This window comes from Limnobaculum xujianqingii (assembly GCF_013394855.1).
In the GTDB taxonomy this organism is placed as follows: domain Bacteria; phylum Pseudomonadota; class Gammaproteobacteria; order Enterobacterales; family Enterobacteriaceae; genus Limnobaculum; species Limnobaculum xujianqingii.
In genome coordinates this window covers 1,071,110-1,085,128 of the sequence record NZ_JABMLK010000002.1, presented here as the reverse complement: position 1 = coordinate 1,085,128, position 14,019 = coordinate 1,071,110, and the positions used below count along the sequence as shown (strand labels likewise).

Annotated in this window: 12 protein-coding genes; 4 read left to right on the top strand and 8 right to left on the bottom strand. The window is 42.9% G+C overall.

Features of this window, described 5'->3' with window-relative positions; translation table 11 throughout:
• Positions 1–2: 2 nt before the first annotated feature.
• Positions 3–674: a GTP cyclohydrolase I FolE gene (gene folE / locus GOL65_RS18955; RefSeq protein ID WP_140917961.1), complete on the bottom strand. Its 672-nt coding sequence runs from the start codon at positions 672–674 to the stop codon at positions 3–5.
• A gap of 305 nt (positions 675–979) precedes the next feature.
• Here folE and moeA point away from each other — a divergent pair, with 305 nt between their 5' ends.
• Both moeA and moeB read left to right on the top strand, forming a co-directional pair.
• Positions 980–2,221 carry a molybdopterin molybdotransferase MoeA gene (moeA, locus tag GOL65_RS18950; RefSeq protein ID WP_140917962.1) on the top strand — a complete coding sequence of 414 codons (1,242 nt, stop codon included), beginning with the start codon at positions 980–982 and terminating at the stop codon, positions 2,219–2,221.
• Between the two features lie 3 nt (positions 2,222–2,224).
• Positions 2,225–2,983 (top strand): molybdopterin-synthase adenylyltransferase MoeB, encoded by a 759-nt coding sequence (gene moeB / locus GOL65_RS18945; protein ID WP_140917963.1) that lies wholly within the window; start codon positions 2,225–2,227, stop codon positions 2,981–2,983.
• 60 nt (positions 2,984–3,043) lie between these two features.
• Here the strand turns inward: moeB and GOL65_RS18940 are convergent, their stop codons facing one another.
• Together GOL65_RS18940 and GOL65_RS18935 are read right to left on the bottom strand one after the other, a co-directional pair.
• Positions 3,044–3,883, bottom strand: coding sequence for an aldo/keto reductase (locus GOL65_RS18940; protein ID WP_140917964.1), 840 nt, complete (start codon positions 3,881–3,883; stop codon positions 3,044–3,046).
• 90 nt (positions 3,884–3,973) lie between these two features.
• Positions 3,974–4,534, bottom strand: coding sequence for a hypothetical protein (locus GOL65_RS18935; RefSeq protein WP_140917965.1), 561 nt, complete (start codon positions 4,532–4,534; stop codon positions 3,974–3,976).
• A 258-nt stretch (positions 4,535–4,792) separates the two neighbouring features.
• Between GOL65_RS18935 and GOL65_RS18930 the strand changes: the two genes are divergently transcribed.
• Together GOL65_RS18930 and dusC are read left to right on the top strand one after the other, a co-directional pair.
• A complete protein-coding gene (locus GOL65_RS18930) occupies positions 4,793–6,901 on the top strand; it encodes a WG repeat-containing protein (protein ID WP_140917966.1) in 2,109 nt (702 codons plus the stop codon).
• Between the two features lie 76 nt (positions 6,902–6,977).
• Entirely contained in the window at positions 6,978–7,913 is a 936-nt protein-coding gene (dusC, locus tag GOL65_RS18925) for a tRNA dihydrouridine(16) synthase DusC (RefSeq protein ID WP_140917967.1), read from the top strand.
• Positions 7,914–7,957: 44 nt separating this feature from the next.
• On the opposite strand, the gene GOL65_RS18920 is transcribed toward dusC, so the two are convergent.
• The 5 genes from GOL65_RS18920 to GOL65_RS18900 form a co-directional block, all read right to left on the bottom strand.
• Positions 7,958–9,034, bottom strand: coding sequence for a type 1 fimbrial protein (locus GOL65_RS18920; RefSeq protein WP_140917968.1), 1,077 nt, complete (start codon positions 9,032–9,034; stop codon positions 7,958–7,960).
• Positions 9,035–9,068: 34 nt separating this feature from the next.
• On the bottom strand, positions 9,069–9,650 hold the full coding sequence (locus GOL65_RS18915; protein ID WP_179038497.1) for a fimbrial protein: 582 nt from the start codon (positions 9,648–9,650) through the stop codon (positions 9,069–9,071).
• A 17-nt stretch (positions 9,651–9,667) separates the two neighbouring features.
• Complete coding sequence (locus GOL65_RS18910) at positions 9,668–12,367, bottom strand: fimbria/pilus outer membrane usher protein (RefSeq protein WP_228723156.1); 2,700 nt, start codon at positions 12,365–12,367, stop codon at positions 9,668–9,670.
• Complete coding sequence (locus tag GOL65_RS18905) at positions 12,324–13,010, bottom strand: fimbrial assembly chaperone (RefSeq protein WP_140918409.1); 687 nt, start codon at positions 13,008–13,010, stop codon at positions 12,324–12,326. Before GOL65_RS18905 ends, GOL65_RS18910 begins: the two co-directional genes overlap by 44 nt.
• Positions 13,011–13,112: 102 nt before the next feature.
• The gene (locus GOL65_RS18900) at positions 13,113–13,646 is read right to left on the bottom strand and encodes a fimbrial protein (RefSeq protein WP_140917970.1); all 534 of its coding nucleotides are present in this window, start codon (positions 13,644–13,646) and stop codon (positions 13,113–13,115) included.
• Positions 13,647–14,019 lie beyond the last annotated feature (373 nt).

Here is a 14,019-nt window from a genome sequence, read left to right as displayed (position 1 = left end):
AATCAGATATGATGTGGGGAATGGCGTACTGCCCGGAGAAACTCCTGACGGGTACTTGGATTACTTTTAAAGATGCCACCGATTGAAGTGGTACTGGTGGAACTGGTTGCATCACATACACCGCGGGATTTCACGCAGTAATGGATAGCATCAATAGATACCGCAACGTTGGTGGTTCCCAGCAGAGTTTGTAACGCCAGCAGAATTTGCTGAGTTAAACGCTCCTGCACCTGAGGGCGCTGGGAGAAGAACTGAACGATACGGTTAATTTTTGACAGGCCAATCACATAATCTTTAGGGATGTAAGCCACTGTCGCTTTACCATCAATAGTCACAAAATGGTGTTCACAAGTGCTGGTCAGGGTGATATCCCGAACGGTCACCATTTCATCCACTTTCATTTTGTTTTCAATTAAGGTGATTTTAGGGAAGTTTGCATAATCCAGACCGGAGAAAATCTCATCCACGTACATTTTTGCAATACGCTTTGGCGTTTCTGCCAGGCTGTCATCGGACAAATCCAGATTGAGCAACTGCATAATCGACGTCATATGCTCTTCAATTTTCTGTTTGCGCGTATTGGCATCCACAGGTTGACCACGTAACGGGGTCTCTAATCCTCTGGCTTCTAATGCTGCATGAACTAACATCGCTTCTTTACTCAGGGATGACATCGTCTCTCTCCAAACTATCTATGGCAATATCTTTGATAAGGATCACACCTTAAGCCAGACACTGTAATTTAGCCGACGAGGTTTATCCAGCACTCTGTAGAAATATTGTTAAATAAGTGGATGTTTTAAACTGGACTTTAGCCTGAAATTCGGGCAATTCCTGTTTACTCACACCGACTTCAGGGATATTCCCTGACGAAACCGGCATCTCAATAAATTGTTAGATGTCGGTTGTTCGGGCATAATAAGCCGATATTTTCTATATCCTCACCCCAAACCTTACCGGTTTGTAACGGAGCCGTCAGATGGACTGTTGTTCTACTTCTTCCTCACTTCTTACGCTGAGCCAGGCTTTAGATAAATTACTTTCTCAGGTTGAACCGGTTGGCCAAACTGAGCAGATCGATTTAATTCAGGCTGCCGACCGCATTACCGCACAAGCAATAACCTCACCGTTGAACGTACCGCCGTTTGATAATTCCGCGATGGATGGCTATGCCGTTCGCCGTAGCGAAGTTACCGAGTCTGCAGTGCTGCCCGTTGCAGGTAAAGCTTTTGCCGGTCAGCCGTTTCATGGGGAATGGCCCGCGGGCAGCTGTATTCGCATTATGACTGGTGCCCCCATTCCCGCAGGTACTGATGCAGTGATCATGCAGGAGCTGGCTGAAGTCCAGGAAAACGGTGTGCGTTTTACTTCCATGCCAAAGCCCGGTGAAAACATCCGTTTAGCCGGTGAAGATATCCGTCACGGGGCCGAAGTATTACCTGCTGGTTCAAAACTGGGTGTGGCTCAGCTTCCGCTATTAGCGTCTCTGGGCGTGGATCAGGTTACCGTCTATCGTCGCCTTAAAGTGGCGCTGTTTTCTACTGGTGATGAGTTGCAAGCCATCGGCCAACCGCTACAGGAAGGCCAGATTTATGATACTAACCGCTTTGCCGTACGTTTAATGCTGGAAAAACTGGATTGTGAGGTTATCGATCTGGGTATTATTCGTGATGATGAAGCCGCTATTCGTGAAGCTTTTGCCAAAGCCGATGCGCAGGCAGACGTTGTCATCACCAGCGGTGGGGTTTCCGTGGGTGAGGCGGATTACACTAAACAAATTCTGGATGAAATGGGTAAAATCAGCTTCTGGAAACTGGCGATTAAGCCGGGTAAGCCTTTTGCTTTCGGCCAGTTAAGCCATTCCCTGTTTTGTGGCTTGCCGGGAAATCCGGTTTCCGCTGCCCTGACCTTCTATCAATTAGTTCAGCCATTATTAATGAAGCTTAGCGGTTACAGCCAGTGGCAAAAACCACGTCAGATAAAAGTGAAGACCACAAGCTCCCTGAAAAAAACGCCGGGCCGAATGGACTTCCAACGCGGTATTTTATCCAGTAATGCGCAGGGAGAGCTGGAAGTAAAAACTACCGGCCATCAGGGTTCTCATGTGTTTAGCTCATTCAGTCAGGGGAACTGTTTTATCGTACTGGAACAGGAACGCGGCTCAGTGGCTGCCGGTGAATGGGTAACCGTCGAGCCATTTAATCCTCTGCTGGAGAGTTAAAACATGCTGCCGGAATTAAGCGATGCCGAAACGCTACGTTATAACCGCCAAATTATCCTGAGAGGGTTTGATTTTGATGGTCAGGAGAAGCTAAAAGCCTCTTCCGCGTTGATCGTTGGTTTAGGAGGATTGGGTTGCCCTGCCTCCCAGTATCTGTGTGCGGCGGGTATTGGTTCGTTAACCCTGCTGGATTTTGATACGGTCTCTCTGTCTAATCTGCAGCGTCAAATTTTACATCGTGACGATCGTATTGGTATGGCAAAGGTAGAATCGGCCAGAATGACGTTGGCTGATATCAACCCGAATGTGGCATTACATACGGTCAATAAAAATCTTGACGATAACCAACTTCAGGCATTGATAGCTCAAGTGGATATCGTACTGGACTGTACCGATAATGTTGATATTCGCAATCGCTTAAACCAACACTGCTTTGCGCTGCGTAAACCCATGGTTTCCGGAGCGGCCATTCGTATGGAAGGTCAAATCAGCGTTTTTACCTATCAACAAAATGAACCTTGTTATCGCTGTCTCAGCCGGCTATTTGGTAGTGAAGCGTTAACCTGCGTTGAAGCAGGCGTTATGTCGCCGGTGGTAGGTATTATTGGGGCGATGCAGGCTACTGAGGCGATCAAAGTTCTGACCGGATTTGGCACGCCTTTGGCAGGGAAATTGTTAACGCTTGATGCAATGACCATGCAGTTCAGGGAAATGAAATTACCGCGGGATCCTGACTGTCAGGTTTGTCGCACCAGCGCCTAATATTTTTGAGGCGGATAATATCTATCCGCCTCAAGACTTTCACTTCAAGTCTAAAGCCAATCAGATTTTCAGATAAACATCGTCCGGGTCGTGTCCGGTGCGATAATCACGATTTAACCCATCAATCATTGTCATATGTTCTTCTGACAATGCAAAATCATAAATATCAACGTTTTCTGCAATACGGGATGGAGTAACTGATTTAGGAATAATCACCATATCCTGCTGTAGGTGCCAGCGGAGCACTACCTGAGCCGGGCTCTTATGATAAGAATTTGCAATGGTTTTTAGTAGCGGATCGTCAAGAACAATTCCCCTACCTAAAGGACTCCAGGCTTCAGCAATCATTTTATGCTGTTTCAGATAATCCTTCAGTGGGTATTGTGTCAGATAAGGATGACATTCAATTTGATTCACAGCTGGCACTACGGTTGCCATATTGGCTAACCTATCGAGGTGGCTGGCATTGAAGTTACAAACGCCGATAGCACGTACCCGCATCTCTTTATATAGCCGTTCCAGAGCTCGCCAGGTATCGAAAAAATGTTGTTGGCTGGGCCAGTGTACTAGCAGTAAATCCAGCGTATCCAGTTTAAGTGCCTTCATTGACTGTTCAAAGGATGACAGTGTTGCATCATAGCCTTGATTCTCATCACCAATTTTGGTGGTGATAAACAGTTCATCTCGGGTAATGCCGCTCTGCTGCAACAAGTTACCCAAAATACCTTCATTGTGATAAAGCTGAGCGGTATCAAATGAACGATACCCTACTTCCAACGCTTTACTGATAGCAATTTCAGCATCTGCCTGATTATCGATTTTATATACCCCAAATCCATGTTGAAGCATAAGTACACCATTATTAAGCTTTACTTTATCCTGTAGCCCTCTTTTTTTCATGCTTTAGTCCTTATGCTTAATTTCAAATTAAATAGATTCTATTGATATCCTCTCATAGTTGTTATTTAAGAAACCCTTCAGATGCCGCAATTACAGAATGTTGTCATCATTATTTGGTGTTTGTTGTTCCGATGGTTCGTCGCAGCTTTCTGCACCACATTTAATTAACTCTACCGGCCCCTGATGCAACACAATTAATAACCAACCGGTTTGACTGATAAAATCTTCACCATCAAACGGTTTTTCACCCGCTTTACCGCCACACAGCAATAAATGAGAAGAAACAGTACATTCCCAACCGTGAGCTTTCAGCCCGGCAGCTACTTCGCTATCCTTTTCATCCATTCGGTCAAAAAATACTTTTTCTTTCGTCTCAATATCTTCGGCAACCCAGGCACGTTTTTTCAGCTGGCTTTCTGTCAGGTTTTCTTCTTCACCTTTCTGATATGGGCTAATGCGTAATATTGGTGGTGATACTTCACCGCTTTCAGGATCGACGATTCGATAATTACCGGCAAAAGAAACACTGGCATTGTCTTCCGCGGCCTGAACCAACCCTAAGGGAAGTAATATCAGGGTTACAGCCAGAACACCCATTAATCGTTGATAAACGCTACACAAAGGCTTAAAGACCTTATTTTGTCTGAGCATGGCTGCTTTCCTGTTGGATTCTAAAATAGTAAAAAGAATATAAACAGTATGTACCAGATTGGACGATTACGAATAAAATTATCAGGTTTGTTTAGGATAAATAATGCTGTGTTTAATATTTAATTTTGCTTACTCGATAAATCACACAGGTTGAATTTATTTTTAATAAAGAATTATCGATATCATGGCAAAATCACCATCAGGAATAACTGATTTCAGAACAGCCTGCTTAATTTGTATTAAAAGGATTTTTTCCCTATGTCAAAAATGCTTTTTCACTCTCCGTTGAAATATGCCTTACTCTCACTGAGTTTACTGTGTAGCACTCATTTACTGGCACAAGAGCATGCAATAACCCCTGAAATGGAAGCGGAACTTCGCGAAGAATTTAAAAAACACAGCTTTCCTGAGATAAAGAAAATGCTGCGTGAACAGTCCGATAGTCTGAAAAAGTATCAGGATTTTGGTTCAATGCGTATTTCCTCCAGTTCATCAACGAGTCAGGAGATTGAGCATATTGATAAATTTATGCCGTTATCTGCTATAGAAATAAACAATAAATACCATGAGTACTTAAATAATTTGTCATTTAGTCGCTCCATCACTGGCGATTTATCCTCGATTATAACCGACTACCGCTCCTACTATCTTCCACAATTAATTGAAAGATATGATGATTACAACTATCCCAACAACGAACTAAAAATTACCAGTATCACCTTTACTGATGGTACTACCGTAGCAGTAAATGATTCGGATACTGAAGCTAAAGGAACGTTTAATGGCACCAAACGCATTGCCAGTATTTCAATGACCGCAAGCTACACGTTGCCACTTTTGCCAAAACAATTGCACTTTAATCATGGTGATAAATCTATTCAGGAACAAATAGAACTGGTGCAAATGTCTGGCCACGAAGTAGAACTTAAGCTACCCGAATCCGTTCATCAAAATATTCTGCATGTTGAAGGATTGGATAGTAGTGGTCTGGCATTAAAACCGCTTGGGTCTTCATCTTATAGCAATGATAATTATTATGTCGCTCTGCTCCACACCTTTACCGATCGGGCTCTGCAACAAATAGAAAGCCATCAAATTAAGGATAAAGAGGCATTACTGCAGTTTTTTATCAATAACTACCCTTCTCAGGAACAGGCACATAAAACCCATCCGCCAAGTTTCATTGCTACTTATCAGTTCCAGGGGGAGGTTTCGGCCATTAACTTATTTATGCGTCCGGAATCAAAAAGAGAAATCTATTCTTTTCAGCTAACGCAAAGTCTACAACGTTACTTTAATGGCATGATCAGTGCTCAAGATAAAACCGGGAAAAAATATGGATTGATATCCGAACAGGGTGAATGGATTATTGCTCCTGGCTATAGCCGTCTTGAGCACGCTGTTGGTGATTATTATTACGCCGCAGAGGCACATAAAAGTGTAAATGATGCCTCAGTCCATCTATTGGAAAAAAACGAGAAACGTCTTAAACCTCAGCCTTTTGCTTTTACCGAATACAAACCTGAACCAAAGCAAGATAAATATATTGATATTACTAAAGAAAACGATCGCCATCGTATTATCGGGCTGTTGAATATACAAACTCATCAAATCATATTACCCGTTAAATATTATGGTATTGATATAACCGAGAATTTTTTCGGTGCTTATAACGTCAATAATAAAAAGTTTGATCGTAACTACGAAATATATAATAGCCATGACCTTCGACTTATTCTAAAAGGTACTTTTGATCAGGTTACCTTTGACGGTAACAATATCATTACCCAATACACCACTCGCACTATTGAACCGCTAAAAGGTAATACCCCATACTATGCCATTGAAAATGATAAATATTACCTGTATCAACATTATGATATTTACGATGTAAATGGAAAAAAACTCAATGACAGTCATTATTATCAGTTGGATAGCTTTTCCGGCTTTGGTAAAGATGGGCTGATGCCGGTAACTGATGCCAACGGTAAACGTTATTATATTAACCGTAATGGAAAGAATGCAGGTCTTGATGTCAGCAAATTCGAAACTATTTATCCTTTCTCTAACGGTCTGGCTGCAGTGAAAGGAATCAAGAATGAATATGGTTATATCAATACGTCAGGCAAGGTGGTTATTCCGTTGATATATCGATCGGCAGAAATGTTTCAGGGTGGCAGTGCCAAAGTTGAAAAAGGCGGCAGCTCTCTTCTAATTAATGCCGATAATCAGATTATTCACACCTTTACGGATTCATTATCCAGCTATACCAACCGTCAGGATAGCGACAAAGCGACTTATACCCAGTACAACGGCGCTACCTATAATGAAAAAGGACAAGAGGTAGTGAAAAAAGACCAAGAGTAGTCTGACAGCATTGATATCTCTGAGGTGGGTGTGACAGAATGCACCCGCTTCTTTTTATCTATTATTCGGTGATCCCATGCGTGTAATGTTAGCTCCAATGGAAGGTGTATTGGATGCCTTTGTTCGTGAGCTTCTCACAGAGATTAATGACTATGACCTTTGCGTCACCGAATTTGTCCGGGTGGTGAATACCCTACTTTCAGCCAAAGCTTTCTATCGTTTTTGTCCGGAGTTGCGTAACGGTGGCCGAACCAAATCCGGTACACCAGTACGCGTTCAGTTATTGGGTAATTCCCCGCAATGGATGGCGGAAAATGCCTTTCGGGTAACTGAGTTGGGATCTCATGGTGTTGACCTTAACTGTGGCTGCCCTGCCAAGCGCGTAGTTGGCGGTGATGGTGGTGCCAGCCTGCTAAAAACACCAGAAATTATCTATCAGGTCACTCGAGCTATGCGTCAGGCGGTTGCCTCCGATAAAACCGTCTCGGTGAAGATTCGTCTGGGCTGGGAATCTATCGACCATCGTTTTGAAATTGCTGATGCAGCACAGCAAGGTGGTGCCAGCGAACTGGTGGTTCACGGGCGTACTAAAGAAGATGGCTATAAAGCAGACAAAATCAACTGGCAGGCTATTGGCGATATTCGCCAGCGCTTATCCATTCCGGTCATTGCTAACGGTGAAATCTGGAGTATTGAAGACGCTCAACGCTGTCTGGAGATAACCGGTTGTCAGGATCTGATGGTGGGCAGGGGTGCATTGAACGTCCCAAATTTAGGCGCAGTGATTAAGCAGCAACAAGATAAGATGCCCTGGGAACAGGTCTTGCAGTTACTAAAAAAATACGTTCAGACTGAAAATCCATTTGATACAGGTTTGTATAACATTGCCAGAACTAAGCAATGGTTAGGATATTTGCGCAAAGAATATGATGAAGCATCTGAATTGTTTGCCATCGTCAGAACAATTACTGATAAACAGCAGCTATCCAGCGCCATTATTCCATTCAAATAACTTTTCATTGGGCATAATCTTTATTATGCCCCGTCCGCTATACATTAGTTGTAGGTAAAATTCAATGTTCCTGTGGCATTTGCCAAACCAGGACCAACCGGGCTTGCCGTTTTATAGTAAGTCGCAGTAATCGTCATCGGTATTGAGGCTGGTGCTCCACCAAAAATATTAACCGTACCATTACCATCACTGGTGCGCTTAGAGGTCGCCAGTGCAATGGGTGTATTCAACGGCAGGCCATTATTGTTGGTATTATATACGCTGGACTGAATCCCAAGTTGTACACCAACATTGCTGGCAACTCCCGGAGAACCAGCATTAGTTAAGGCAATAATCGTATTATTGGCGGTGTCCCCTGAAGTAACCTGAGGAGCAGCAACGGATAACGTAACGTTGGTTCCCTGCTCACAATCCAAAGTTAATGGCGCTGAAGCCGTTCCGACTTTAGTATTAGAATCAAAATCAGACAGTTTAATATTGCCTAACGGTAAATTAACCGGGGAACCGGTAACGTTACATCCCATCGCTCTTACGGTAATCATACTGGTAGATACTGTTAATTGAGAACCTACTGATGCCTCTCCTAAGGTTTTTCCAGGACTATCGCGAAAATCAACCCTTGCTACCGGCGAACCAAACGAGAGCGTTCCTGAGCTGATAGGTCCACCTGTCGCGATCAATTGAAAATTATAGCTGGGGTTATCTAACTTATGTTTAGGTTTTCCATCCCCAGGCTGAAAGCTATTATCAATCGCTCTGACATAATCATAGGGACCGGCCTGGTTCATGGTGGAAATTTTCACTCCAAGCCCGGCAAGGCCTGTCGGAAACACCATATCACCCATAGGCGTTCCATTGGATTGTGGTGGGTTCATATAATAAAAACCAACAACATAGTTGCTACCACAACCGTTAATCTGCGCACTCGAAGGTCTGGAACCCGGCCATCCGGATGAATAAATTACTTCTCCACCCTGATAATTACGGCTCTCTACCACAATTTGTCTAGGTAAGGTCAGATTTGACGTTGCAATATCAGTCAACCAGGCGCGCTCACAAACCGCCTGAGCCTCAGTGATTGAACCAAACAAAACCAGAACTAAAAATAAATATTTTTTCATAAGACTTCCATTTCATCTCAAGCCATAACAAAACTTACTGATAAGTAAAGTTGATGGTGACAGCAGCACTAAAATCACCCGCGGTTGGAGCACCATGTGGGGTATACATACGGGCGGTCATATTTAATGAGACCGATTTTGTTACGGGGTCAATATTGACGACATATGTAGTATTGTTGCCTAGAGGAACCACCGGGTCGCTATTAAATAGCTGTAATCCCAGATCCTGAGCACCATCCGCGATACTATTGGCATACAGAATGGCTCCATAGCCAGAGTCTTCGGTATAAGAGGTTCCGCTAAAGGTTGCAGTAGCTTTACTGATAAAAGGTGAGCAATCAGTCAGGTTAACCGTGACCGGAACATCCGATGTATTCGCACCTGCTATAGATATATTTTGTCGATAGTAAGTACCCAGATTTATATCACCCGGGAAAGTAACGGTACATGACGATGCATATATAGAACCCGTGACGTTAAAAGGTACCGAGTCAGAATCGTTGTATGCTGCGGCATTAAAAACCATGCCCATCAACCCCAGAAACAGATATCCTTTTGACCATAATTTGTGGCGCCAATGGCTGCCTTTAACGTTCTTGCTGTCGATTCCTGTCATGATTATGCTCCTTGCCTTTAAAGACATTTTTCACGCAAAATTAATACGCCAGATGTAGTTTCTTGCGGAGAAATTCGGTAATTTACCGTGCATTGTTCATTAGCTGATTTCCCCCACTTCACCTGAAGCTGACCTTCTTCCTGCAAACCAGCCACAAAGACTTGACCGTCATCTCCAACGATACTGCTTTTACTCGATTCCTTTGTATTGCCAGTATTGGTATTGCTAACAATGGCACCAAAAGGAATAACGCCATTCGCATACTCAAGAGTAATCAAGGCCCTGAATCCGGTTTGAGTCATATACTCAGCACGCACTACTGCTCCGCGTGTTGGCACAACGCTTTTACTGGTATCATCCAACTCCAGATTGTTATCTTTAATGTCTTCGGTATTTAGAGAGATATCACTCTTACGATAAGGTGAGGCATAAGGCACAACGGCATAGCCACGGGAATCTGTTTTCACCCCGGTTTGGTTATTAACCGGTACGTCTTTGGCCCCTGGCGCTTTAACCAACACCACGGTATCGCTCAGTGGTTGAGAAAGCGTTACACCATCACCATGCACCACTACCCCACCCTGAATGCCATAGCTAAATCGATCGGCATAGTCGTCATAACCATAACCTGCGTTAAGTTTGGAATAGGTTCCCTGATAGGTAACATTGGCACTACCGGTATTAGCCTGATCGTCACTAACGTAGCCCTCTTGCACACTCCAGTTAAGGTTATTATCTTCCAGTGCAGTACCGTTGAGGCCAACGTTATGGGTAGTCGATCGGTTTTTAGAACTGTTCAGGCTATAGGTTGCACTACTGCCTGCTAACCATTTATCTAATGGAATGCTGACATTAAAAGAGAACTGTTGATCAACGTTTTTCTGATTATTATCGTTATCATCGCTGCTACCTCTTGAATTCTTGCTGTAGGTATAGTTAAAACCGTAGCTAATGCTTTTCCAACTATTGTTATAACCAACACTAACCGAACTCATGCGGTTTTTATCCCAATAGTCCTCATTAATCAAACTCAGTGATACAGAGCCAAACACCACATCTTGTGATAAAGAGACGTCAGTACGGTTACGACGGCGACCAATATTATTATCAAAATTATCGTGATAGTTACTCAACGTATCCTGCAAAGTGTAATAACCGCTGGTAGAGTAGCGATAGCCAGCCACGTTGAAGTTAGTTCCCGTTTTGGCAATATTCTTACTGTAACGCACCCGCAAAGATTGGCCATCTCGCTGTTCGAATGACGATGAGTCGTTTTCAACTGATAACTTTGACCAGGCCTGAGTGACATCCATCGATAGTGCGCCGATATCGCCCAAATTAATGCCAGTCCCCAATGCAACTGAGGTATATCTGTTATCAGCCTGCTGCGCACCGCCATAAATTGTTGTGCCCCAGGGAATACCATATATCGCCGTCATCTGACCAAAATTCAGTTTTTGATTGTTGCTATCATTAGAGCGGGTTTGTCCACCGGTCAGACTATATTTAAGACGCCCTTCACGTTGTAATACCGGTAAAGAAGCATAAGGAATGACTAAACTTTGTTCGCTACCATCGGATTCTTTAATGATAAGCGTCATATCACCTGAACCGCCGGTAGGATACATATCGTTAATTTCAAATGCGCCCGGTGGGACGGTAGTTTTGTAGATGGTGTAGCCATTTTGCTCGATGGTAACTTCTGCATTACTACGCGCAATGCCCCGAATGACGGGCGCAAAACCTTTTTGGCTATCCGGCAACATATCATCGTCGGAAGAGGCTTGAGCACCGCGAAAGGCAACGCTGTCAAATACATCAGAAGGTGAAACACTATCACCTAATATCAGTTGGCTTTTTAATGATTTAATGTCGCGAGTAACATAGTTATATACAGAATTCCAGTTGTTCTGCCCATCGTCACTATGATTCCAGGTCGAGTAGTTACGATACCGCCAGGCACCAAAGTTCACCCCCGGACGTAAGTTAACATATTGATTATTCTGCGTACCGCCAGAACCATTGCGCATGACCGTAGTAGAAGCCGACACACTGTAATTCAGTAACAGCGCATTAATACCATCATCCCACTGCTCCGGTGGAACATAACCTCTGGCGAACGAAACAATGGCAATCTGCGGAATACTCAAATTTAAGCGCTGATCGTTAAATTTAAATTCAGCAATAGCTTGCGGAATAGCAGACAGCTTAGCGCACGGGGCCTTGATATCACCAAGGTCAGGATAATTTTCTGTTTTAACGCCCCAGCTTTTTAACTGCGCCACACTCAGACATGGCTGAAGCTGATTATTCCCCGATTCAGTCTCAACCTGCTTGAATTCAATCTCTTTGGTATCGACTAATTGCTTGTTAATAAAAACATCAACACGATAGGTGCCCGGCGCCTGAGTACCTGCTTCAAAAGAAGACAAATCGACAGAAGGAGGTGCAGTACTGGTCATTTCAAGCAATGCAGGATTAAAGTAATCCTGTGACTCGGCATAAGGTATACATAACGCCGACAGCAGACTTACCGCAATTATCGATTTGCGTGGATAGTTTTTACAAATGTCCATCTTGCTTACACCATTAACTGTTTCTATCAATCCCTGAGCACGATGTGGGTGAACTAATCCTTTAAGCCACATCACGGCATTACAAACAGAATGCAAATTAGAAACTGGCTGAATGCTCCGCGCCGGCCATGCCGAAATCATTCAGAATTCGCCATGTCACTTTTCCACTACTTGCATTTTGGCGTAATGAAAAAACAGCCTGAGAGCAAGGCGCAACATAAGTCACTTCGGGAATCTCTTTGCCATTAACTTTAATTTGGGCAAAGTTCATGTAGTACGGCGTTGGGTTATTTACGGTGATATTGTTACCGCTCTTTCCCCATACCAGTTGCTGAGTTAATGATTCAGGCAGAGTATCTTGCAGGTTTGCCGGGCGATAAATCAGTTTGACTCGTGAATTAACGGCAATTTGTAGAGAATTGCTTGATGAAGCTTTTGCCGTAGATGGAATACCTTTCACGTTCAGCCAATACATCGACTCACGATCTTCTGGCATTGGCATTCCTGAACGAACGATACGCAATACATTTTTATCACCGGCATCTAACCGAAATAGCGGTGGCGTAATGATAATGGCATCTTTGCTGGGTGTATCTGCATCCGCAGGAGTAATCCAGGACTGAACCAAATTAGCGACATTATCTTTGTTCTCTAATGACACGGAGGTTTCTTTCTTACTGCCATCAAAAACTACGCGAGTTCCACCAATAACTACGCTGGCACTTGCCGGAAAAACAGTAGTCATAAGCAAAGAAAAAAATACAGACATCCATAATGATTTCATCATTAAATCCTTTTATATCTATAGAAACTGAGTGAACTTCAGATTAGAAGCAGTTTTGAACCAGAGGTAATCTGGCCCAAAACTGTAGGTATCAACGGGTGATTAGTTATAGCTAACGGTATAAGTAACCACAGATTGAACGTCACCTGATGTAACGCCGGTAGCGGTAGCAACTAAACGTGCTGTGTAGTTCACCGCAATATCGCCACCCGTAGTTGGAATAGCGATCGCCTCATTGCCATCGTTGTTGACAATTTCGTTACCCGCTTCGTCTTTCAGCAATACGGCAACGTTAGTAGCACCTGTTGTTATGCTATTTTTAAAATAAGAGTTTTTACCATCGGTGGTACCACTAAATTTAACGTATGCCATTGTTGGAACACCTGTTCCAGCTACCGGACAACCTTTTAAATTGATAACGAAAGATTTTGGTGCACCAGTCACACCAGCACTAGTCAAATCACCTTTAGGTGTTGAACCTAAATCAATCGTCTCGTCGGTATTACCATCAACATCAACTGTACAGCCAGCATCGATAACTTTACCTTTAAAAGTAATAGTTCCAGCCATAACTGATGATGGAATTGCAGTCAGCAGTGCAGCAATCAGTAATACTTTTTTAATTTCAACTTTCATATCAATGTCCTAATCCATTATTACATTCAGAATTAAAGAGTGATGATTTATATCGCCCAAAAATCCATAACTAATTATTTAAATAAACACTTATAAAAACTAAGCAACCAAAATAAAAACCATATTCAAAAAAACGAAACCACACACCCCATGTCTCTTTGAATACCGCCATAATCAGTCATTCATCACATTCAAGTCAATATCACAAACATTCCAATACAGGACTGATATTTAATAAGAAAAAATGAAAAAACAGAAAAAATAAGATTCAAAAACAACTAAATACATATTAATAAAAAAATAAATGCAACGCTTTATAACTCAGATTTATTTAATAAAAAGCGTACATTAAATAATTTAAATTAAAATAAAG

What these genes read in the sequence shown, in the direction of transcription:
- moeB (WP_140917963.1), top strand. Translation starts at nt 2,225, where the DNA reads ATGCTGCCGGAATTAAGCGATGCCGAAACGCTACGTTATAACCGCCAA.
- GOL65_RS18940 (WP_140917964.1), bottom strand. Translation starts at nt 3,883, where the DNA reads ATGAAAAAAAGAGGGCTACAGGATAAAGTAAAGCTTAATAATGGTGTA.
- GOL65_RS18920 (WP_140917968.1), bottom strand. Translation starts at nt 9,034, where the DNA reads ATGAAAAAATATTTATTTTTAGTTCTGGTTTTGTTTGGTTCAATCACT.
- GOL65_RS18905 (WP_140918409.1), bottom strand. Translation starts at nt 13,010, where the DNA reads ATGAAATCATTATGGATGTCTGTATTTTTTTCTTTGCTTATGACTACT.
- moeA (WP_140917962.1), top strand. Translation starts at nt 980, where the DNA reads ATGGACTGTTGTTCTACTTCTTCCTCACTTCTTACGCTGAGCCAGGCT.
- folE (WP_140917961.1), bottom strand. Translation starts at nt 674, where the DNA reads ATGTCATCCCTGAGTAAAGAAGCGATGTTAGTTCATGCAGCATTAGAA.
- GOL65_RS18900 (WP_140917970.1), bottom strand. Translation starts at nt 13,646, where the DNA reads ATGAAAGTTGAAATTAAAAAAGTATTACTGATTGCTGCACTGCTGACT.
- GOL65_RS18910 (WP_228723156.1), bottom strand. Translation starts at nt 12,367, where the DNA reads ATGATTTCGGCATGGCCGGCGCGGAGCATTCAGCCAGTTTCTAATTTG.
- GOL65_RS18915 (WP_179038497.1), bottom strand. Translation starts at nt 9,650, where the DNA reads ATGACAGGAATCGACAGCAAGAACGTTAAAGGCAGCCATTGGCGCCAC.
- GOL65_RS18930 (WP_140917966.1), top strand. Translation starts at nt 4,793, where the DNA reads ATGTCAAAAATGCTTTTTCACTCTCCGTTGAAATATGCCTTACTCTCA.
- GOL65_RS18935 (WP_140917965.1), bottom strand. Translation starts at nt 4,534, where the DNA reads ATGCTCAGACAAAATAAGGTCTTTAAGCCTTTGTGTAGCGTTTATCAA.
- dusC (WP_140917967.1), top strand. Translation starts at nt 6,978, where the DNA reads ATGCGTGTAATGTTAGCTCCAATGGAAGGTGTATTGGATGCCTTTGTT.